General features: G+C 68.1%; 20 protein-coding genes and 1 tRNA gene. 5 read left to right on the top strand and 16 right to left on the bottom strand.

Translation table 11 applies throughout. From position 1 onward, the window contains the following. Nucleotides 1–3 precede the first annotated feature (3 nt). Genes B9Y97_RS02440 through pcaF form a run of 7 tightly spaced genes read right to left on the bottom strand, consistent with a single transcriptional unit; the run spans nt 4 to nt 5,539 of the window. The gene (locus B9Y97_RS02440; RefSeq protein ID WP_085525265.1) at nt 4–744 is read right to left on the bottom strand and encodes a Phenylacetic acid catabolic protein; all 741 of its coding nucleotides are present in this window, start codon (nt 742–744) and stop codon (nt 4–6) included. 10 nt (nt 745–754) lie between these two features. Continuing rightward, nucleotides 755–1,825, bottom strand: a complete 1,071-nt coding sequence (paaE, locus tag B9Y97_RS02435; RefSeq protein ID WP_085525264.1) for a 1,2-phenylacetyl-CoA epoxidase subunit PaaE — start codon at nt 1,823–1,825, stop codon at nt 755–757. 7 nt (nt 1,826–1,832) lie between these two features. Further along, nucleotides 1,833–2,291, bottom strand: a complete 459-nt coding sequence (gene paaD, locus B9Y97_RS02430) for a 1,2-phenylacetyl-CoA epoxidase subunit PaaD (RefSeq protein ID WP_085528057.1) — start codon at nt 2,289–2,291, stop codon at nt 1,833–1,835. Then, on the bottom strand, nt 2,291–3,046 hold the full coding sequence (paaC, locus tag B9Y97_RS02425; RefSeq protein ID WP_085525263.1) for a 1,2-phenylacetyl-CoA epoxidase subunit PaaC: 756 nt from the start codon (nt 3,044–3,046) through the stop codon (nt 2,291–2,293). Before paaC ends, paaD begins: the two co-directional genes overlap by 1 nt. Then, entirely contained in the window at nt 3,046–3,330 is a 285-nt protein-coding gene (gene paaB, locus B9Y97_RS02420; RefSeq protein WP_085525262.1) for a 1,2-phenylacetyl-CoA epoxidase subunit PaaB, read from the bottom strand. The genes paaC and paaB overlap by 1 nt, the downstream gene beginning before the upstream one ends. Before the next feature lie 11 nt (nt 3,331–3,341). Then, the gene (gene paaA / locus B9Y97_RS02415; RefSeq protein ID WP_085525261.1) at nt 3,342–4,331 is read right to left on the bottom strand and encodes a 1,2-phenylacetyl-CoA epoxidase subunit PaaA; all 990 of its coding nucleotides are present in this window, start codon (nt 4,329–4,331) and stop codon (nt 3,342–3,344) included. Nucleotides 4,332–4,333: 2 nt separating this feature from the next. Continuing rightward, nucleotides 4,334–5,539, bottom strand: coding sequence for a 3-oxoadipyl-CoA thiolase (gene pcaF / locus B9Y97_RS02410; protein WP_085525260.1), 1,206 nt, complete (start codon nt 5,537–5,539; stop codon nt 4,334–4,336). Nucleotides 5,540–5,724: 185 nt separating this feature from the next. Between pcaF and B9Y97_RS02405 the strand changes: the two genes are divergently transcribed. Further along, nucleotides 5,725–6,789 carry an AbrB family transcriptional regulator gene (locus B9Y97_RS02405; protein WP_085525259.1) on the top strand — a complete coding sequence of 355 codons (1,065 nt, stop codon included), beginning with the start codon at nt 5,725–5,727 and terminating at the stop codon, nt 6,787–6,789. Between the two features lie 5 nt (nt 6,790–6,794). Here B9Y97_RS02405 and B9Y97_RS02400 read toward each other — a convergent pair whose 3' ends face one another. The 7 genes from B9Y97_RS02400 to B9Y97_RS02370 form a co-directional block, all read right to left on the bottom strand. Then, on the bottom strand, nt 6,795–7,079 hold the full coding sequence (locus tag B9Y97_RS02400) for a hypothetical protein (protein WP_085525258.1): 285 nt from the start codon (nt 7,077–7,079) through the stop codon (nt 6,795–6,797). A gap of 140 nt (nt 7,080–7,219) precedes the next feature. After that, on the bottom strand, nt 7,220–8,104 hold the full coding sequence (locus tag B9Y97_RS02395; RefSeq protein WP_085525257.1) for an NAD-dependent epimerase/dehydratase family protein: 885 nt from the start codon (nt 8,102–8,104) through the stop codon (nt 7,220–7,222). Next, nucleotides 8,097–8,630, bottom strand: coding sequence for a dTDP-4-dehydrorhamnose 3,5-epimerase family protein (locus tag B9Y97_RS02390; protein WP_085525256.1), 534 nt, complete (start codon nt 8,628–8,630; stop codon nt 8,097–8,099). The genes B9Y97_RS02395 and B9Y97_RS02390 overlap by 8 nt, the downstream gene beginning before the upstream one ends. Beyond that, nucleotides 8,630–9,859 (bottom strand): class I SAM-dependent methyltransferase, encoded by a 1,230-nt coding sequence (locus B9Y97_RS02385; RefSeq protein WP_085525255.1) that lies wholly within the window; start codon nt 9,857–9,859, stop codon nt 8,630–8,632. The genes B9Y97_RS02390 and B9Y97_RS02385 overlap by 1 nt, the downstream gene beginning before the upstream one ends. A 2-nt stretch (nt 9,860–9,861) precedes the next feature. Next, nucleotides 9,862–10,902: a CDP-glucose 4,6-dehydratase gene (gene rfbG / locus B9Y97_RS02380; RefSeq protein WP_085525254.1), complete on the bottom strand. Its 1,041-nt coding sequence runs from the start codon at nt 10,900–10,902 to the stop codon at nt 9,862–9,864. Next, a complete protein-coding gene (gene rfbF / locus B9Y97_RS02375) occupies nt 10,896–11,666 on the bottom strand; it encodes a glucose-1-phosphate cytidylyltransferase (RefSeq protein WP_085525253.1) in 771 nt (256 codons plus the stop codon). Before rfbF ends, rfbG begins: the two co-directional genes overlap by 7 nt. Beyond that, entirely contained in the window at nt 11,663–14,005 is a 2,343-nt protein-coding gene (locus B9Y97_RS02370) for an O-linked N-acetylglucosamine transferase, SPINDLY family protein (protein ID WP_176224275.1), read from the bottom strand. Before B9Y97_RS02370 ends, rfbF begins: the two co-directional genes overlap by 4 nt. A 130-nt stretch (nt 14,006–14,135) precedes the next feature. On the opposite strand from B9Y97_RS02370, the gene B9Y97_RS02365 reads away from it, so the two are divergent. From B9Y97_RS02365 to B9Y97_RS02355, 3 genes are all read left to right on the top strand, one after another. After that, nucleotides 14,136–14,864, top strand: coding sequence for a class I SAM-dependent methyltransferase (locus B9Y97_RS02365; protein ID WP_085528056.1), 729 nt, complete (start codon nt 14,136–14,138; stop codon nt 14,862–14,864). 78 nt (nt 14,865–14,942) lie between these two features. Next, nucleotides 14,943–16,700, top strand: a complete 1,758-nt coding sequence (recJ, locus tag B9Y97_RS02360) for a single-stranded-DNA-specific exonuclease RecJ (RefSeq protein WP_085525251.1) — start codon at nt 14,943–14,945, stop codon at nt 16,698–16,700. Between the two features lie 268 nt (nt 16,701–16,968). Continuing rightward, a tRNA-Glu gene (locus tag B9Y97_RS02355) sits at nt 16,969–17,043 on the top strand. Between the two features lie 144 nt (nt 17,044–17,187). On the opposite strand, the gene B9Y97_RS02350 is transcribed toward B9Y97_RS02355, so the two are convergent. Continuing rightward, on the bottom strand, nt 17,188–17,775 hold the full coding sequence (locus B9Y97_RS02350) for a DUF6962 family protein (protein WP_085525250.1): 588 nt from the start codon (nt 17,773–17,775) through the stop codon (nt 17,188–17,190). 159 nt (nt 17,776–17,934) lie between these two features. After that, complete coding sequence (gene purD, locus B9Y97_RS02345; RefSeq protein WP_085525249.1) at nt 17,935–19,197, bottom strand: phosphoribosylamine--glycine ligase; 1,263 nt, start codon at nt 19,195–19,197, stop codon at nt 17,935–17,937. A gap of 124 nt (nt 19,198–19,321) precedes the next feature. On the opposite strand from purD, the gene B9Y97_RS02340 reads away from it, so the two are divergent. Further along, nucleotides 19,322–19,942, top strand: coding sequence for a glycine-rich domain-containing protein (locus B9Y97_RS02340; protein ID WP_139828204.1), 621 nt, complete (start codon nt 19,322–19,324; stop codon nt 19,940–19,942). Nucleotides 19,943–19,964: the final 22 nt, after the last annotated feature.

Below are 19,964 nucleotides of genomic sequence, written 5' to 3'. Positions count from 1 at the left end.
GTCTTATCCTTGCGGGGCGGTGAGTCCGAGGGTTTCCAGCGCGGTCGCCGCGCGGCGTTCCCAGCAGCCGCGCAACTCGGCGTTGGTCTGGTGGCGCAGACCAAGGGCGGCCAGAAGTGCTGCGCGGCTCGAGATGTCGTGGCCGAAGCTGGCGGCAACGCGCGGCCACCAGTAATCGACGCTGGCCTGCAGCCCGGCGGCCGCGAGGTGCTCCATCCCCTTGCGGGCGGAGGCGGTATGGGCCGCTTCCACCGGCGCGATCTCGCGAAACACCTCCGCGAGCGGGCCGTAGGACACGCGCGAGAACTCGCCGATCTGCTCTTCCGCGGCGAGCCCCATCAAGAGGTGCATCGCCACCGAGTCCGACCAGCCAGAGAACGGGTAGTTGAACACCGAGAGCCGCATGTCGCCCGCGCGGCGGGTGGTGCCGATATCGGCGTCACGCTCCAACCGGTCGGCCCAGGGGTGGGCACCGACGTAACGGTCGGTATTGGCACCGAAATCGCCCATCACCCGCAAGACCCTTCCTGCGTGCGCGGTTTTTTCCATCACGATGCGCGCCGCGGCGATCCGCTCGGGGATGCCGGGGCCGGCGTTTATCATCTCGGCAAAGCCCGCCGCCGCCGCCAATTCGCTGTCGACGAAAGTGGCCATGAGCCTCAGCAACTCGGCGCGGTAACGCGGGGGGGCGTTCTCGGGCGAGGTCAGCACGCCGCCTTGTGCGAGATACTCCTCGATCTTCATATCGGCCTCCTCACTGGTCGTAGTCCACCGCCACACGGTCGGTGAGCGGGTAGCATTGGCAGGTGAGCACGTAGCCGCGTTCCACCTCGTAATCCTCCAGCGCGTGGTTGGCGCGCATCTCCACTTCACCCTCGGTCACCTTGGCCCGGCAGGTCGAACACACCCCCGCCGTGCAGGCAAAGGGCGCGTCGAGGTCATGCGCGAGCGCGGCCTGGAGGATCGAGGTGTCGCGGTCCATCGTGATCGTGCGGCTGGCGCCGTCGAGGGTGATGACGGCTTGCGTGCCGGGGCCGGTGCTGGCGCCCTTGGCGGAGGTTTTCTGCTTCAGCCGTCCCGGCTGGGCCGAGGCGAACAGCTCGAACTTGATCTGGGCGTCGGTCAGCCCGTGATCGCGCAAGCTCTTGGCGATCCCCAGCATCATCGGTTCGGGGCCGCAGATGAAGGCCGTGTCGACGCTGCCCACGTCGATCCAGTGCTCGAAGAGGCGGGCGCATTTTTCCTCATCGACCCGGCCGGTGAACAGCTCGATCTCCTGCGCGTCGTTTTCGAGCACGTGGATCACCGTGAGCCGACCCATGTAGCGGTTCTTGAGGTCTTCCAGCTCCTCGCGGAACATGATCGTGTTCACCGCCCGATTGGCATAGACCAGCGTGAACTCGCTGCCGGGTTCCGCCTCCAGCACCGATTTCAGGATCGAGAGCACCGGCGTGATCCCCGAGCCACCGGCAAAGCCGAGGTAGCTCTTGCGCGCGGAGGGATCGAGCGGGGTGTGGAAGCTGCCCATCGGGGACATCGCTTCGATCACATCGCCGGGCTTCAGCGCGTCATTGGCCCAGTTCGAAAACGCGCCGCCCTCGACCCGCTTGATCCCGACCTGAAGCTTGCCCTCGTCGCGTCCTGCACAGATCGAGTAGCTGCGCCGCAGCTCCTCGCCGTCGAAGTCGCGGCGAAAAGTGAGATACTGGCCGGGGATGAAATCGAAGGCCGCTGCATTACCCGCCTCGGGGGCGAAGGTGACCACCACGGCGTCGCGGATGGTATTGTGAACCTCCGTCACCGTCAGCTTGTGAAATCGTGCCATGTGTCCCTCAGATACATTTGAAATAGTCGAACGGCTCAAGGCAGTCCTTGCAGCGCCATTGCGCCTTGCAGGGGGTCGAGCCGAACTGGCTGATGCGTTCCAACTCGGTGCTGCCGCAGTGCGGGCACTTGTCCGGGCCGCCCGCAGGCTGCGGCGGTGCGATCCCGTAGGCTTCGAGCTTCGCGCGGCCTTCTTCGGTGAGCCAGTCGGTTGTCCAGGGCGGCGAGATCTGGCGCTTGAGCGCGATCTTCTCCACCCCGTGCGCGCGCAGCGCCCGCTCGATCTCGAAGTTGATGAGCGAGGTGGCCGGGCAGCCGGAATAGGTCGGCGTGACGGTCACCGCGAGGGTGTCGCCCTCCCAGGCCACCGCCCGGATGATGCCAAGATCGGTGAGCGAGATCACCGGGATCTCCGGGTCGGGCACCTCGCCCAGCCAGGCCCAGACCTCCTCCGTCGTCGGCGTCATCACCATCTCGCGTCCGGGTAGGCGCGCTGGAGCCATTGCATCTCGGTCAGCAGGTGGCCGAGATGTTCGGAATGGCGCGAGCCGTCGCGCCCGCCGGTATGGGTCCAGCGGCTGTCGGGAAGGGTGAGCGTGGCCTCGACCATCGCCTCTGCGATCAGCGCGTCGTAAGCCTCGCGCAGATCCGCGGGCAGGGGGGCGATGCCGCGCTCGGCGATCTCGCGGTCGGTCGCGTCGGCACCGAAGAGCTCGCCGACGTAAGGATAGAGCTTGTCGAGCGCCGCCTGCATCCGGGCGTGGCTCTCGGCGGTGCCGTCACCAAGGCCGACCACGGTGTCGCGCGAGCGCTCGAAGTGATAGGCCACCTCTTTCGACGCTTTTTCGGCAATCGCCTTCACGCGGTCATCGGACGAGCCTTTCAGCCGGTCGAGGATGATCGACTGCCAGGCGTCGAACAGGAACTGGCGCATGATCGTCTGGCCGAAATCGCCGTTGGGCTGCTCGACCAGCAGAACCGAGCGGAAATCCCAGGCGTCGCGGCGGAAGGCGAGCGCGTCGGCGTCGCGGCCCTTGCCCTCGACCTCGCCAGCAAGCCCGAGCCAGAACTGGGTCTGGCCGATCAGGTCGAGCGCGGTGTTGGCCAGCGCGATGTCTTCCTCAAGCACCGGCGCATGGCCGCACCATTCCGACACGCGGTGGCCGAGCACGAGGGTGTTGTCGCCCATCCGCAGGCAGAATTCGAACAGGGCTTCGTCCATCACATGTGCCCCGCTTCATCAGGAATGTCGAAGAAGGTCGGGTGGCGATAGACCTTCGACTCGCTCGGCTCGTAGAGCGGGCCTTTCTCGGAGGGCGAGGAGGCGGCAATGTGCCGGGCCTCGACGACCCAGATGCTCACGCCTTCGTTGCGCCGGGTGTAGACGTCACGCGCGTTCTTGATCGCCATTTCGGCATCCGGCGCGTGCAGCGACCCGACGTGGCGGTGGCTCATCCCGTGCTGACCGCGGATGAAAACTTCCCAGAGGGGCCATTCTTTCGACATTGCGTTCTCCCTTATTGAGCGGCGGTGCGGGCGGCGCGTTTCTCGGCATGGGCCATCAGCCCGTCGCGCACCCATGCGCCGTCTTCCCAGGCCTTGCGGCGGGCTTCGAGGCGTTCGGTGTTGCAGGGGCCGTTGCCCTTGAGCACCTCGTAGAACTCCGCCCAGTCGGGCTCGGAGAAATCGTAGTGCCCGGTTTCCTCGTTCCACTTCAGATCGGGGTCGGGCACGGTGAGGCCGAGGTATTCGGCCTGCGGCACGGTCTGGTCGACGAACTTCTGGCGCAGCTCGTCGTTGGTGTTGATCTTGATCTTCCAGGCCATCGACTGCGCCGAGTGCACGCTGTCCTTGTCCGACGGTCCGAACATCATCAGCGAGGGATACCAGAAGCGGTTGATCGCTTCCTGCGCCATGCGCTTCTGCTCCGGCGTGCCTTGCGCCATCTTCATCATGATGTCGTAGCCCTGGCGCTGGTGGAAGCTCTCTTCCTTGCAGATCCGGATCATCGCGCGGCTGTAGGGGCCGAAGGAGGTGCGTTGCAGCGGCACCTGGTTCATGATCGCGGCGCCGTCGACCAGCCAGCCCACGGCGCCGATATCGGCCCAGTTCAGGGTGGGATAGTTGAATATCGAGGAATATTTCATCTTGCCCGAAAGCAGCGCTTCGGTCAGGTCGTCGCGGCTCACGCCCAGGGTTTCCGCCGCGCAGTAGAGATAAAGCCCGTGGCCGGCCTCGTCCTGCACCTTGGCGAGCAGGATCGCCTTGCGTTCCAGCGTCGGCGCGCGGGTGATCCAGTTGCCCTCGGGAAGCTGGCCGACGACCTCCGAGTGCGCGTGCTGCGCGATCTGGCGAATGAGCGTCTTGCGGTAGCCCTCGGGCATCCAGTCCTTCGGCTCGATCTTCTCGCCCGCGTCCACGCGGTCCTGGAAATGCCGTTCTTCCTCGGACATTTCCTCGCGCGGTTTCACGCCCTGGCCGGTGGATTTCACCATTTGTGCATACATGGTCAGACCCTTTCGAGGATGATGGCGGCACCTTGGCCCACGCCCACGCACATCGTGCACAGGGCGTAGCGTCCGCCGGTTCGTTGCAGTTCGTAGGCCGCGGTGAGCACCAGTCGCGCACCCGACATGCCGAGCGGGTGGCCCATGGCGATGGCACCGCCATTGGGATTTACATGGGGTGCGTCGTCGGGCAGGCCAAGCTCGCGCAGGGTGGCAAGGCCCTGGCTCGCGAAGGCCTCGTTGAGTTCGATCACATCCATCTGCTCGATCGTCAGCCCGGCCCTGGCCAGCGCCTTGCGGCTGGCCGGCACCGGACCGATCCCCATGATCCGGGGCGGCACGCCCGCCGCCTGCATCGTCACGATCCGGGCCATCGGGGTGAGGCCATGGGCGTGAAGCCCCGCCTCGGAGGCGATCAGCAGGGCCGCCGCGCCATCGTTGACGCCCGAGGCGTTGCCCGCGGTCACACTCTTGTCGGGGCCGTTGACGCCGCGCAGTTTCGCCAGCATTTCAACGGTAGTGCCGGGGCGGGGGTGCTCGTCGGTGTCCACCACCAACGGCTCGCCCTTGCGCTGCGGCACGCTCACCGGGCAGATCTCCTCGGCAAAGCGCCCGGCGGCCTGCGCCGCGGCCCAGCGGGCCTGGCTGCGGGCGGCAAATGCATCCTGGTCTTCGCGGCTGACGTTGTAATCCGCAGCCACGTTGTCGGCCGTTTCCGGCATCGAGTCGGTGCCGTGCATCTCGTGCATCTTCGGATTGACGAAGCGCCAGCCGATCGAGGTGTCGTAGACCGCGCTGGACCGGGAATAGGCGGCCTCGGCTTTCGGCATCACGAAGGGGGCGCGGCTCATGCTCTCCACCCCGCCGGCGATGACCAGATCGTAATCGCCCGCCCTGATCCCGCGCGCGGCGGTGCCGACGGCATCCATCCCCGAGGCGCAGAGCCGGTTCATCGTGGTGCCCGGCACGTCGACGGGCAGGCCCGCGAGCAGGGCCGCCATGCGCGCAACGTTGCGATTGTCTTCGCCGGCCTGGTTGGCGTCGCCGAAGATCACGTCGTCGACCTTCGCCCAGTCCACATCCGGGTTGCGCAGCATCAGCGCGGCGATCGGGATCGCCGCGAGATCGTCGGTGCGCACCGGGGCGAGCGCGCCGCCATGGCGACCGATGGGTGTGCGCTGCGCGTCACAGATATACGCGTCTGCCATATCTGGCCTGTCCTCCCTGATCCTGTCGGCCCTGACCAGGCTGCTGGAAAAGCCGACCGCACGGTCAGGGATACATTCGACCGCGATTCGGCGCAAGCAAAACGTTACGAGATCGGGTGGTCGGCGGAGATGCCGTAACATATGAGGGCCTTGTAGCCCGTCGCATACCAAGGCTAGATGCCGCCATGAGCCGCCCGCCCGCCTCCCACATCACGCTCACCGTGCTCCTGCTGCTGTGCGGGGCGGCCGGCGGCTGGCTGCTGTCGCGGCTCGGTGCCCCGCTGCCCTACATGCTGGGCAGCCTGATCACCTCGGCGCTGGCGGTGGCCCTGTTTCAACACCGTTTCCCGCAAGGCTACGTTTTCTCGCAGCGTTTCCGGATGCTTTTCGTCGGCGTGATCGGGGTTCTGATCGGCGCGCAACTCACGCCGGCGGTGGCGGCGCTCCTGCCCTTGATGCTGGTTTCGATCCCGGCCATGGCGGTTTTCGTGCTCGGGGCGCACGCGATGAACTACGCCATTTTCCGCCGGCTCGGTGGCTACGACCGCGCCACCGCCTATTTCGCAGGCAGCCCGGGGGGGCTGATCGAATCGATCACCATTGGCGAGGCGGCGGGTGCCGATGTGCGCCTGCTGACGCTGATGCAATTTCTTCGGATCATCGCGGTGGTGGCGCTGGTGCCGGTTGGGATGTCGATCTGGGAGGGCTACCCGGTCGGCTCGGCGGCGGGCCAGAATTTCGCCCCCGGGGCCGCTGGCGATCTGCTCAGCGTGGCGCTGGCGCTGGCACTGGCACTGGCCGGGGTGGCGCTCGGGATCTGGCTGCGTCTGCCGGCGGGCCAGTTGCTCGGGCCGCTGGTGCTCGCCGGGGCGCTGGTGCTTACCGGAATTGTCGATATCAGCGCGCCGCCCTGGTTGCTGGCGGTGGCACAGGTGGTTCTCGGCACCGGGCTCGGGATGCGCTTCACCGGCATGACCCGGTCGATGCTGGTGAAGGGAACCGGGCTTTCGCTCGTCTCGGTGGCCGGGATGATGGGCCTCGGCATCGCGCTTTCGCTCGTCGTGGCCCGGCTGAGCGATCTGCCCGTCGACATGCTGGTGGTGAGCTTCGCGCCAGGCGGCGTGGTGGAAATGGGCCTGATCGCGCTGTCGATCGCGGCCAACCCGGCTATCGTGACACTGCACCACCTCGTGCGCATCTTCCTCACCGTGGGCGAGTTGGCGCTGGTGGCGAAGCTGCGCCGGTTCTGAGCCGTTCAGCGGTTCGCGTCGATCCAGCGCGACATCAGCCCGGCATCGCGAAAGCATTCATCCGGGATTGCCCGGCGCTTGATCCGCGCGATCTTCTCGGCAAAGGCCACCTGCCGCGAGGTTGCCCCGGGCGCATGGCCGGCACCGGGCTTGTGCGCGTCGATCCAGGCCGAAAGCGCGCGCCGATCTTCCAGACCCGCACGGGGGATTGCGGTATCGAGCCTGCGGGCGATGGCGCGGGCATAGTCGAGCTGCTTGGGCGTTGGCGGCAGTTGGACGGTGTCATACATGGCAAACCTCCACGAATTCTTACCTCATGATCGCACATGTTCTCCTTTTGTTCAAGTCTTGCCCGGATCACGACCGCGCGAGACAAACCACCCCGGCTGGCCACTCACCATGAGTTTTTCGCCGGGCGGTCGGTGGGGAGTCAAAATGCCGTCGTCGCCTGCCAGAGCCGGGCGAGGCCGGTTTCGGGGCGCTCGCAGGCCATCCCGAGGTTTTCCCGCATCCGTTCGAGGGTTGGGGCCATCGACGGCGGATCGGTCGGTGACGGGGTGTGGGAGAGGCGCAGAAGGTCGCGCCGCCCGGCGAGTTCTGCAAGGATAGCGGCGAGTTGGCCCAAGGTTCTTGCCTCGCCGGAGCCGATATCCATCGCGCCTGATGCGGGGCTGTCGAGCAGGCGAACAAGGCTTCGCGCGACATGGGCGGTGGAGGCGTAGTCGCGCACCAGCCGGGCCGCGCGCACCTCGGCCGGGTGACCATCGCGCAAGGCGGCGATCAGCGACGGGATCAGCCGTTGCGGGTCTTCGCCCGGGCCGTAGAGGTGAAACAGCCGTGCCCAGAGCAGCTTTTCGCCGGCAATCCGCTCAAGGTCAGAAAACAGCCCGGCCTTTTCGCGGCCATAGCGCGTGGCCGGGGCGAGCGGGCGGGCTTCATTCCATGGCCCCGGCGCGGCCGCGTCGTATTCGGCGCAACTGCCAAGGGCGATCACGCGCTGGCCGCCACCGGCGAGAAACCCCGCCACGAGGTCGCGCGAGGCCGCGCGCCAGAGGTCATTGGCGGGCGATGTCCAGAACGCACCGTGTTCGATCTCCCAGGCACAGTGGATGAGCCGCGGGGCGCGCGCCTCCGCAAGCAGGCGCGCGCGCGCGGCGGGGTCGAGCAGATCGGCGCGGTGCCATGTGACGCCAAGTTGAGGCGCGCCCGCGCTCCGGCTCACGGCCTGCACCGGCACGCCGCGCGCCACCAGTTCGGCCAGCACTGCCCGCCCGACGAAGCCGCGCGCGCCGGTCAGCAGCACCGGCTCAGCCATCGCTGAAATCCGGCCATGAGCGATCGCGCTCCGAGATCACCTCGGGCGTCGCGGGCCAGTGAACCGCGAAGGCGGGATCGTTCCAGCGCAGCCCGCGCGCGGCCTGCGGTGCGTAGGCTGCGTCGATCAGGTAGTCTACCACCGCGCCGGGCGTGAGGGTCAGAAACCCGTGCGCCACACCGCGCGGCAGGAACAGCGCGTTGCCCGCTTCGGCCGAAAGCCGCACCCCGTGCCAGCGCCGGAAGCCGGGCGAGCCGGGCCGCAGATCGAGCGCCACGTCCCAGACCGCGCCCGCCACGCAGCGCACCAGCTTCTGTTCGCCGTGCGGCGCGTCCTGCCAATGCATGCCGCGCAGGGTGTAGGCGTGGGGATTGGTCGACAGGCTGGCCTGAAAGGGCATGAATTCGACGCCCGCCCGCGCGAAGCTCTCGGCGCACCAGGTTCGGCGAAAGCCGCCGCGCGCATCCTCCTGCGCCGGGCTGGAAACCTCGAATACGCCCGGCAGGGGGGTGGGATCGAACCGCATCACAGCCTCCGCATCTCGGGCACCGCCGTCCACAGCCCGCCGGTGAAGCCCGCGCCGCGCAGTTGCGCCGTGAGTTCCGGCGCGATGTTCCATGGCAGGATCAGGATCTCGTCGGGTGCCAGCGCCAGAAGCGCCTCGGGCGACACCACCGGAACGTGGCTTCCCGGCAGCAAACGGCCCTGTTTGGCGGGGGAAACATCAGCGACCGCCATGAAGTCGGTCGCGATGACCCCGGCGGCGTTCAGAAAGGTATTGCCCTTCGCCGCCGCACCGTAGCCCGCGAGCCGCTTGCCTTCGGCCTGACGCTCGGCGAGCCAATCTCGGAATCCGGCCAGAACCTCCGCGACCGCTGCGTTGAACCCCCGGTAGAAGTCATCCCCCTCCAGCCCGCGCTCCGCCTCGGCGCGGCGCTGGGCCAGCAGCGCCTGCGACGCGGGCCGTGCCGATCGGCTGGCGAAAAGCCGCAGGCTGCCGCCATGGGTGGGCAGGTGTTCGAGGTCGAACACCGTCAGCCCGTGTCGGGCGAACAGGTGCTCCACCGCGAGCAGCGACCAATATGCGAAATGCTCGTGATAGATCGTGTCGAACTGCACGCCCTCGACCAGCTCAAGGAGGTGCGGCGTTTCCACCGTGAGCACGCCCTCCGGGGCAAGAAGCGTGGCCAGCCCTTCGGCGAAGCCGTTGATGTCGGGCACATGGGCGAGCACGTTGTTGGCGATCACGAGATCAGCCCCGCGCCCCTGCGCCGCCACGATGCGAGCCGCCGTTTCGGGGGTGAGAAACGCGATCTCGGTCGGCACCCCGGCGGCGATGGCGACCTCTGCGACGTTAGCGGCAGGCTCCACACCAAGACAGGGCACGCCAGCGGCCACGAAGTTCTTCAACAGGTAGCCATCGTTCGAGGCGACCTCGACCACCAGCGAACCCGGCCCGAGCCCGAGCCGGTCGGTCATCGCTTCGCAGTAGCGCCGCGCGTGGTCCTGCCACGAGGCGGAGGCGGAGGAGAAATAGGCGTAATCGCGGAAGATGCCGCTTGCGTCCACCACGTGATCGAGCTGCACCATCCGGCAGGCGGGGCAGACGACCGCGCGGAGCGGAAAGCGCGGTTCCCTGGCGGGGTCGGCCTCGGGCGGCAGGTAGGAATTGGCCACCGCCATGATGCCCAGATCGCAGAACACCTCGCCCAGAGGCGCGCCGCAGGCCCGGCAATGGCTGATCGCCCCTTCCATCGTCACGCCCCGGTCCAGCGGCCGATCGCGGCATCGGCGGCGGGCGCCATCGCCGCGCCTCCCGCCCAGTCGCGATACCATGTGGCGGTGTCGGCCACCGCCTCGGCGGTCGTGAGCCGCGGTGCCCAGCCAAGCCGGGCGCGGGCGCGCGAACTGTCGAGCGCGAGCCGCGGCTTCTCGGCCATCGCCGGGCCATCGGCGGGCCGCCAATCGACCACCTCGCCGGAAGCCGCTTCCCAATGCGCCAGCATATCGGTGACCGAAAGCTCCGCTTCGTCCGGCCCGAAGTTGACCGCCTCAGGCGCGGTCCCCTCAGCCATCGCCTCGGCGAGCAGAAGATAGCCCGAAACCACGTCGAGCACATGCTGGAACGGGCGCGTGGCGTTAGGGCTGCGCAACGCCAATGGCGCGCCTGCGAGCCGCGCGCGCACGAGGTCGGGGATCAGCCGGTCGCGCCCGAAATCGCCGCCGCCGATCACGTTGCCCGCCCGCGCCGTGGCCAGTGGCGGCAGATCGGAGAACGCCGCGCGGTGGCTTTCCACGAGGATCTCACAGGCGGCTTTCGAGGCGGAATAGGGGTCGCCCCCGCCAAGCGCGTCGGTTTCGATGAAGGCGCGCCGGGCGTCGTTGCGATAGACCTTGTCGGAGGTCACCACCACAACCGCCGCCGCGCCCGCGCCGCGCAGGGCAGTGAGCAGGTTGAGCGTGCCGGTGACGTTGCTGGCCCAGGTGCCCGCCGGATCGCGAAAGCCCTCGGAAACGATCGCCTGCGCCGCCATGTGAAGCACGATATCGGCCCCCGCCGTGGCCTCTCGCACCGCGTCGGCATCGCGCAGATCGCCGCGCCGGTCATCGTGCAGGACCTCGCCAGCCTCCAGCGCCGCAAAGGCCGAGGACCCCGGCACCGGATCGAGCGCAAAGCCGGTCACTTCCGCCCCGAGCCCGGCCAGCATCCGCGCGGCCCAGGCCCCCTTGAAGCCGGTGTGCCCGGTCAGGAGCACGCGCCTGCCGGCCCAGAACCGGCGTGAAGGCTGGGCTACCACGTCTTCCAAGGCGCCTGCCCCCCGGCCCAGAGCGCCTCGAGCTGGTCGCGGTCGCGCAGCGTGTCCATCGGCTGCCAGAAGCCGCGATGCTCGAAGGCCATCAACTCGCCATCCGCCGCCAGCCCCTTGAGCGGGGCATCCTCCCAATGCGTCGCATCGCCCGCGATCCGGGTGAGCACGGCGGGCGAGAGCACGAAGAACCCGCCGTTGATCGTGCCGCCGTCGCCCGCCGGCTTCTCGGTGAAGGCCCGCACAAGCTCATCCTCGCGCGCCAATGCGCCGAAGCGCCCCGGCGGGGTCACGGCGGTGACGGTCGCCGCCCGCCCGTGGGCCGCGTGAAAGGCGATCGCGGCAGTGATATCGACATCGCCCAAGCCATCGCCATAGGTCATGCAGAAGGCGCTTTCCCCCTCCAGCAGGTGGCCCACGCGCTTCAGCCGCCCGCCGGTCTGGGTGGCCTCGCCGGTGTCGATCAGCGTCACCCGCCATGGCTCCACCCCGGGGCGCAGCACATCCACCGCACCGGTGGCGAGATCGACGGTGAGATCGGAGGCGCGCCGGGCATAGTTCAGGAAGTAGTCCTTGATCTGCCAGCCGCGATAGCCGAGGCAGATGATGAAATCGGTGATCCCGTGGGCAGCGTAGATCTTCATGATGTGCCACAGGATCGGCCGCCCGCCGATTTCCACCATCGGCTTGGGCCTCAGCCCGGTTTCTTCCGCGAGCCGCGTGCCGCGCCCGCCTGCGAGGATCACTGCCTTCATTCCGATGCCACCTTTCGTGCAAGATCGTAGAACGCTGTCGTGAACCGCTCCGGCTGGCCCAGAGGATTGGCGCGGATCTGCCCGCGCAGGCCCTGTCGGAGAGCTTCGCGCCGGGCGCGGTCTTCGGCCAGGGCGGCGGCGGTGGCGACGTAATCGGCCACCGAGAACACCGCCAGATCGCCCAGCCCTGCGTTCGACAGGTTGGAATAGCTCAGCCGCTCGGGAAAGCCGGGGCCGACGAGGCTCACCGTGGGCACCCCCATCCAGAGTGCTTCGCAGGTGGTGGTGCCGCCGACATGGGGCAGGCTGTCGAGCGCGATGTCGATCTCGTTGTAATGGCGCATGTGGTCGCCGCGCACGCCGATGAAGTCGAGCCTCGCGGGATCGACATCGCGTTTCGCGAAGGCCGCTCGGCTGTTGGCAATGAAGCTCACCGCCCCGGCCTCTGGCCGAAGGAACACAAAGCGCGATCCGGGCACCGCGCGCAGCACCGCGGCCCAGGCATCGAGGCAGGCAGGGGTGAACTTGTAGGGGTTGTTCGCCGTGCCGAAGGTGAGGTGGCCCTTGCGCGCCTCGGGCGTGCCTTCGGCGATCTCATGCGCGCCGAACATCCGCGACATCGCCACCCAGCTTTCGGGCATCTCGAAGGGCCGTTCGATCAGCAGGCGCGGATCGTCGGGGCGGAGGTAGGGATCGGTCAGGATCATGTCGATCTGTTCGAGCCCCGCCGAATGCGGATAGCCGAGCCAGCTTGCCCCGATCCGCGCCGGGCGATGGGCCATGACCATCAGCTTGTTCATCGCCGTAGAGCCACCCAGTTCGAACAGCATGTCGAGGTTGTCGGCGGCGATGCCCTCGGCCACCTGCTGGTTGGGACGTTTCGGCCAGTGCCGGAAGGCGGTGACCCGCTTCGCGATGTGCTGTTGCACCCGGTCGGGCGGGCGCTCGTAGAACGAGTAGCAAAACACCTCCACGCGCGCGCGGTCATAGCCTTCAAGCAGCGGCAATGCGAAATAGCTCACCGGGTGGTTGCGCAGATCCGACGACATGAAGCCGATCCTGAGCTTGCGCCCGGTGGCGAGCGGCGGGGCCGGAAAGGCCGCGTGCAGCGATGTTTCCCAAACCGGGCGGATGCCGGCGCTGGCCTTGCGCCCCCAGTCACGGTGCCACTCGACCAGTTTCAGCCGGTCGTCCAGCGTCTGCACCTGCCCAAGCTCGTAATGCACCGCCGAATGGGTGCCCTCCGCCAGCCATCGCGGCAGGAGCCTGTCGAGCGTGCCGGTCATGGCGAAACGCTCTTCGTCGAGCACCCGCATCAGCACGGTGCGCAGCGCGCGCGCCGCCTCGTGCAACCTGTCGGGAAAACGGCCCATCAGCCGCTTCGCCTGGGCATAGGCGTTTTCGAGGTGCTCCACCTCGCTGCCGTAGCGGCTGCGCGCGAGGCTGTCGATCCAGCGGTTGAGCGCGACGAGCGAGTCCGGGTGCGCCGCCACGGCGCGCGCGTAGGCGGCATTGGCCCCGGCGCGGTCGCCATCGCCGAGCACATGGGCGAGCAACAGGTTGCCTTCGAGGTGGCCCGGGTCGCGCGCGATCAGCGCTTCGAGCAGTTCCAGCGCGCGGGCACTGTCCCCGGCGCGGAATGCCCGGCGCGCCTCGATCACCGTGAAACCGGGCGTTTCGGGGGCCTTGGTGCGCAGACCTTCGGCCAGTGTGCGGGCTTCGTCGTCAAACCCTGCGCGTTGCAGAAGGTCGATCAGCAGGGCTGCAATCTCGGCATCGTCCGGTGCCAGCGCATGGGCCTTGCGCGCACTTTCGAGCGCTTCGGGGATCTGGCCGAGCGCGGCAAGCGCCCGGCCATGCAGGCGCCACAGCTCCGCTGACGTGGGGGCCACGCCGATCCCCTTGCGAAACGCTTTCGCCGCGCCCGCGATCTCGCCGAGCGCCTCCAGAACGTTGCCAAGGTTCTGCCATGCCGCGACCGCGCCGGGCTTCAGCCGCACCGCCTGTTGCAGAACCTCCCGGGCCTCGGCAAGCCGGCCCGCCCGTTTCAGCATTACGCCATGGAGGTTGAGATAGTCGTAATTCTTCGGAGCCGCCTTCAGCAAGGGGCGAAGGGCCGACACCGCCTGGCCGTGGCGTCCGAGCGCGGTGAGCGCAAGCGCCTCCTGGCGCGCGGTCTGGCGCACCGAGGCACCAAGCGCGCGGGCCTCTCCGAGCGCCACCAGCGCCGCTTCCATCCGGCCCGCGCGAAACGCCTCGTCCGCCGATGCGAGCGCAAGTTCGAGCGCTGTTTGCTTGGTTTCCGTCATCACGTCCCGGTCGGCATCACGCGTTTGCACCTCACAAACCCTTGATCCTTCGTAGCCGAGCCGCGCTCCGGCTGACAACAGATACCGGGGCAAATCGCTTGCCTCGGGGGTTTGGGTCTCCATTATGGGCCGCAATCCTTGCGCAAACGCGAAAGACCTGATGCCGAATTATTTCCGCGACTACTTCGACCGGACCGATGCCCGCGCGATCTACAAGATGGCGCATTACCTCGATCTCTACGACCGCCTGCTTGGCCCATGGCAGGGGCGTCCGGATATCGCCTTCCTCGAAATCGGGATCTTCGAAGGCGGCTCGATCGGGATGTGGAAGGGCTTTTTCGGGTCGGGTGCGAAGCTCGTCTTCGCCGATATCGACCCGGGGTGCCGGCGTTTCGACGAGCCCGGTATCGAGATCGAGATCGGCGACCAGGCCGATCCGGGTTTTCTCAAGGCGCTGGCCGAGGCGCACGGGCCGTTCGATTTGATCATCGACGATGGCGGCCACATGATGCACCAGCAGAAGGCAAGTTTTTCGCACCTCTGGCCGCACCTGAAGGACGGCGGCCTTTACGTGGTCGAAGACAGCCACACCAGCTACTGGCCGGGTTTTGGCGGCGGCTTCCGCAACCCCGCCAGCATGATCGAATCCGCCAAGGATCTCGTCGACCGGATGCACTCCTGGTATACCGACGAGGACGACCGCTTCCCGCTTCATCCCGCCGCGTCGCAGGTCGGATCGGTGCAGTTCCACGATTCCGTCATCGTCATCGAGAAGAAGCTCAAGGAAGCGCCGGTGCTGCTGGTGTCGAAGGACGGAAAAACCACCCGCTCGCGCCGGATGCTGGAGATCCGCGGGCGCAAGTCGATCTTTGCGCCGGACGAGGGGTAGCCGCAGGCGATCAGACCCCCGCCGGTTGAACCGGGAGCAGGCTGGTCAGGGCCGGCCGGATCCACTAGACGTCTGGCTATGTCTGCCTTTCTCGACGTTGACTCCAGCCTCACCGGGCGGCGCTGGCTCGGCCCCTCGATCGAGCTCGCCCGCCACGCCGAGGCGCTTGAACAGGCCACCGGCCTGCCGCGCGCCGTCTGTGCCGTGCTGGCGCGGCGCGGCGTCGAGGCGGCCGAGGCGGCGGCCTTCCTTGCCCCCACGCTGCGCGACAGCCTGCCAGACCCGCGCGGATTGAAGGACATGGAAGCCGCCGCCGAACGGCTTCTCGGTGCCATGAACAAGGGCGAACGGGTTGCGATCTTCGCCGATTACGACGTTGACGGCGGCGCCTCCGCGGCGCTCCTGATCGACTGGATGCGGGGCTTCGGTCAGGCACCCACGCTCTATATCCCCGACCGGATCGAGGAAGGCTACGGCCCCAACGTGCCGGCGATGGAGATGCTCGCGGATGATCACGGACTGATCGTCTGCGTCGATTGCGGCACACTTTCGCACGAGCCGATTGCCGCCGCCGTGGCCAAGGGTGCCGATGTGCTGGTGCTCGATCACCACCTCGGCGGCGAAACCCTGCCGCCCGCGCTCGCGGTGGTGAACCCGAACCGGCAGGACGAGGCGGATGCGCCCGGTTATCTCTGCGCGGCGGGGGTGGTGTTCCTGCTGCTGGTCGAGGCCGGGCGGCGGCTGCGGGAAGCCGCGCGGTCCGGGCCCGACCTGATCGCGCTGCTCGATCTCGTGGCACTGGCGACGGTATCGGACGTGGCCCCGCTGGTCGGGGCCAACCGCGCGCTGGTGGTGCAGGGGCTCAAGATCATGGCGCGGCGCGCCCGCCCCGGCCTTGTGGCGCTGGCCGACGTGGCGCGGATGAACACCGCGCCCAGCACCTATCACCTCGGCTTTCTGCTCGGGCCAAGGGTCAATGCCGGCGGCCGGATCGGCGCGGCCGATCTCGGTGCACGCCTGCTCGCCAGCACAGATCCGCACGAGGCGCGGGCCTTGGCCGAACGGCTCGACGCACTCAACAGCGAGCGGCGCGAGATCGAAGCCGGCGTGCTTGCGGGCGCGCTGGCGCAGGCCGAGGCGCGCGGCTTCGATGCGCCGCTGGTCTGGGCGGCGGCGGATGGCTGGCACCCCGGTGTCGTCGGCATCGTCGCCTCGCGGCTCAAGGAAGCCGCCCACCGCCCCGCCGTGGTGATCGGCTTCGAGGCCGACGAAGGCAAGGGGTCGGGCCGCTCGGTGACCGGAATCGACCTTGGCGCGGCGGTTCAGAAACTCGCCGCCGAAGGCCTGATCACGCGCGGGGGCGGGCACAAGATGGCGGCGGGGCTCAGCCTGACGCGGGCCCAGCTCGAACCGGCAATGGCGCGGCTCTCGGACCTTCTGGCGCGGCAGGGTGCCGGCGCGATGGGGCCGCGCGCGCTCGATCTCGACGGGCTTTTGATGCCGGGCGCCGCGACGGTCGACCTCATCGAGCAGATCGAGGCCGCCGGGCCCTTCGGCGCGGGCGCACCCGCGCCGCGCTTCGCCTTCCCCGACGTGGCGATCGACTTCGCCAAGCCGGTGGGCCAGAACCACCTCAAGATCGCGTTTTCCGACGGTCTGGGGGCGCGCCTCGAAGCGATTGCCTTCGGCGCCTTCGATACCCCCCTCGGCCCCGCGCTTTCCGGCCATGGCGGCGCGCGCTTCCACCTCGCGGGGCGACTTGACCTCAACCACTGGAACGGTCGCACGATGCCGCAGCTGCGGCTTGAAGACGCCGCTCCGGTCTCGCCAGCCTGACACGCCCGCCCGCCCTGCGCCCGGGTGGATATGGGGGCGCAAGTTCGGGTTGGATGGCCCTGCACCAACCGCCCTGGTCGCGGCCCGGACGATGCGTTCGGGCGTGCGAAAACGCGCCAAAAGGCCTTCTGGCGTTCCCTGGTGACACCGGCTCCCATCGCGGCACAGGCGCGGGCCGTCCCGCCGGGCCGTTTTTTTCTCCGGCGGCGAAAAGAATCCTCTTGCCCTCACCTTGGCCTTTGCCTAGAAACCGCCGCACCGACAGAGTGGCCCGTTCGTCTATCGGTTAGGACGCCAGGTTTTCAACCTGGAAAGAGGGGTTCGATTCCCCTACGGGCTGCCACTTCTTCCCCGCACATATCATTCGATCCCGGTGGGTTCAGCATCCATGGCCCCGTGCCGGCGCATTGACGCAGTTTCCTCCGGAGCCGCGAATACCGAGGCTGCCTGCCGGGAAAGCTGGTCCGGCAATTCCCCGTGCAGGCCCTCAAACCGAGAAGAACACCAGCGTGAGGGCGAGTGCCTGCATCAGGTGATAGAGCGCGTTGTGGCCGAGCCCGAGCGCCGGCAGGCCAATGCGGGCCGCCTGCAACGCGGCACCTGCGAGCGCGGTGGCGAACCCGGCCAGCCCGAAGGCATGAACGCTGCCACCGCCCTCGACCAGCTTCCAGCCATGTGCGGCGAGCAGCAGCAGCACCGGCGGCAGGCTGAAGCCGGATGCAAGCAGGAAACCGCGGCTGACGAGGAGCGCGAGCAGGAGGAACACCGCCAACTGGCCCCAGCCGACCAGGACCAACCCTCGTGCCCCGAGAAGGTCTGCCGCTATCAGCCAGAGCGCGAGATTTGCCCCGCCAATGGCGGTCAGCACGCCTAGCCAAATGGCCCCGCCGAGGCCGACCTGCGCCCCGGAAAACCAGCCGTGCCAGATGCCGCCCAGCAGGGCGGCCAGTCCGAGCGCGGCGAACAACAGCGCGTAGAGCCCCGGCACCCCGTTGATCGCGGGCAGGGCGATGACCAGCCCGAAGCTCAAGGCCGCGAGGAAAAAATCGGTCCATACCGTGTCGCGGTCACGCATTGACACCTGCCTTCAGAACCGCCGAAAAAACCTTGGAGGCGTTGGCGCGTCGCCGCCCCTGCCACGGGGTGCCAGGAGAGAAAGATCGGAATCGTGCAATTTCAAAGCAGGGAGTCTGCTGTTTTGGCGGCCACAGGATCGCATTCCTGAAACCGCAGTTCACAACGCCCGCCAGCCGATATCGCGGCGGCAGAACCCCTCTGGCCAGTCGATCCGGTCGACCATCGCGTAGACCTCGCGTTGCGCTTCGGCAAGGCTGGCCCCGCGCGCGGTCACGTTGAGCACCCGGCCGCCGGTGGCGGTGACGCGGCCCGCCACCTCGGCGGTTCCAGCGTGAAACACCATGTGGCGCGAGTCCTCCGCGACCCGCTCCAACCCGCGGATCTCGCTGCCCTTCTCGTAGGCGCCGGGGTACCCCCGCGCCGCCATCACCACCGTCATCGCGTGATCGTCGGCCCAGATCGCCTGCGCCGCGCCCAGCCGCCCCTCGGCGGCCGCCAGCATCAGGTCGAGCGCCTGCGCGCCGAGCCGCATCATCAGCACCTGGCACTCCGGATCGCCGAAGCGGACGTTGTATTCCACCAGGCGCGGCTGGCCGTTCTCGATCATCAGGCCGGCATAGAGCACCCCCCGGTAGGGCATCCCGCGCTCGGCCATCACCTTCATCGTCGGGCGGATGATCTCGTCCATCGCGCGCGCGGCAACGGCCTCGGTCAGCACCGGGGCAGGGGAATAGGCCCCCATGCCGCCTGTATTGGGCCCGGTGTCGCCTTCGCCGACGCGCTTGTGATCCTGCGCGGTGCCGATCGGCAGCAGGTTCTCGCCATCGCAGAGCACGAAAAAGCTCGCCTCCTCACCGGTCATGAACTCTTCGACGACCACTTCCGCCCCGGCATCGCCGAACGCCCCGGAGAACATCTCGTCGATGGCGGCCAGTGCGCCGGCCTCGTCCTCGGCGACGATCACGCCCTTGCCGGCGGCGAGCCCGTCGGCCTTGACCACGATCGGTGCGCCCTGCGCGCGGATGTAGGTCTTCGCCGCCTCTGCATCGGTAAACCGTGCCCAAGCCGCCGTGGGCGCCCCCGCGACGTCGCAGATCTCCTTGGTGAAGGCTTTCGAGGCCTCCAGCCGGGCCGCCGCCGCACTTGGACCGAAGGCGAGCACACCCGCCTCGGCCAGCCGGTCGGCCACCCCCGCCGCCAGAGGGGCCTCGGGGCCGATGATAACGAAGTTGATGGCGTTCTCGACGCAGAACTCCGCCACCGCGCCGCCATCCTCGATGTCGAGTTCGGCGCATTCGGCGATCTCGGCGATCCCGGCATTGCCCGGGGCGACGATCAGGCGGTCGCATTTCGGGTTCTGCTTCGCCGCCCAGGCAAGGCTGTGTTCGCGCCCGCCGCCACCGAGGATAAGAATGTTCATCGCCCGCCCTTTTGTGGTCGCATTTTTGTGGCAGGGTCTATGCCCAAGACGGTTCCGAGACAACCCGAGTCGAGTGGCAACCCAGATGTTCAGCGCCAAGAAATCCGCGCCCCGAAACGGCGAGATGACAGATTCGCTCCTTTGGAGCCGCATCCGCATGGCCCCGCTGCCGGCCACGCGCGACGGGCGCGAATTCCACTGCGCGCTGGCACTGGCGAGCGATCTGCCGCTTTCCGAGGCGCGCGAGATCGAGATGGAATACCGCCGCTTTCTGTATCTGGCCGCGATCACCGACGCGCCCCGCGTGGTTCCGCCGCAAATTCGTCGGGCCTGGCAGATGCACGCCCAAAGCCCTGAATACGCATTGTTCTGCAACGGTGTTGTCGGCAAGGCCTTGCCGCTCGACGACGCCACCCGCATGCTCGGCGCGGCACGGGCCTACCACGAAACCCGCGCCGCCTATCGCGCCGAGTTCGGCCAGAACCCGCCCCGGTTCTATTGGCCAGAGGGGGTCCGCCCGCGGGTGCCGCGCTGGCTTGTCGCCCACGCGGTCATCCTCGGTCTGTCCGGCATGGTTGCCTATGCACAGGGCCAACCGCTGATCCTTGCTGGCGGCATCGGCCTTGCGCTGGGTCTTTACGGGCTTGATCTCTACTTCGCCCATGTCAGCCGCAAGCGCAGCGCTTTCGGCGATCGGTTGAGCGACGATCTCAGCCATTTCCTGAACCAGTCCCAGGGCCACTGAGACAGGAGATCGGCACTGGCCC

It is taken from the genome of Maritimibacter sp. HL-12 (assembly GCF_900177545.1).
Taxonomy (GTDB): domain Bacteria; phylum Pseudomonadota; class Alphaproteobacteria; order Rhodobacterales; family Rhodobacteraceae; genus Sinisalibacter.
Note: the sequence above shows the minus strand (reverse complement) of the source record. Positions and strands in the feature narration are given on the sequence as shown.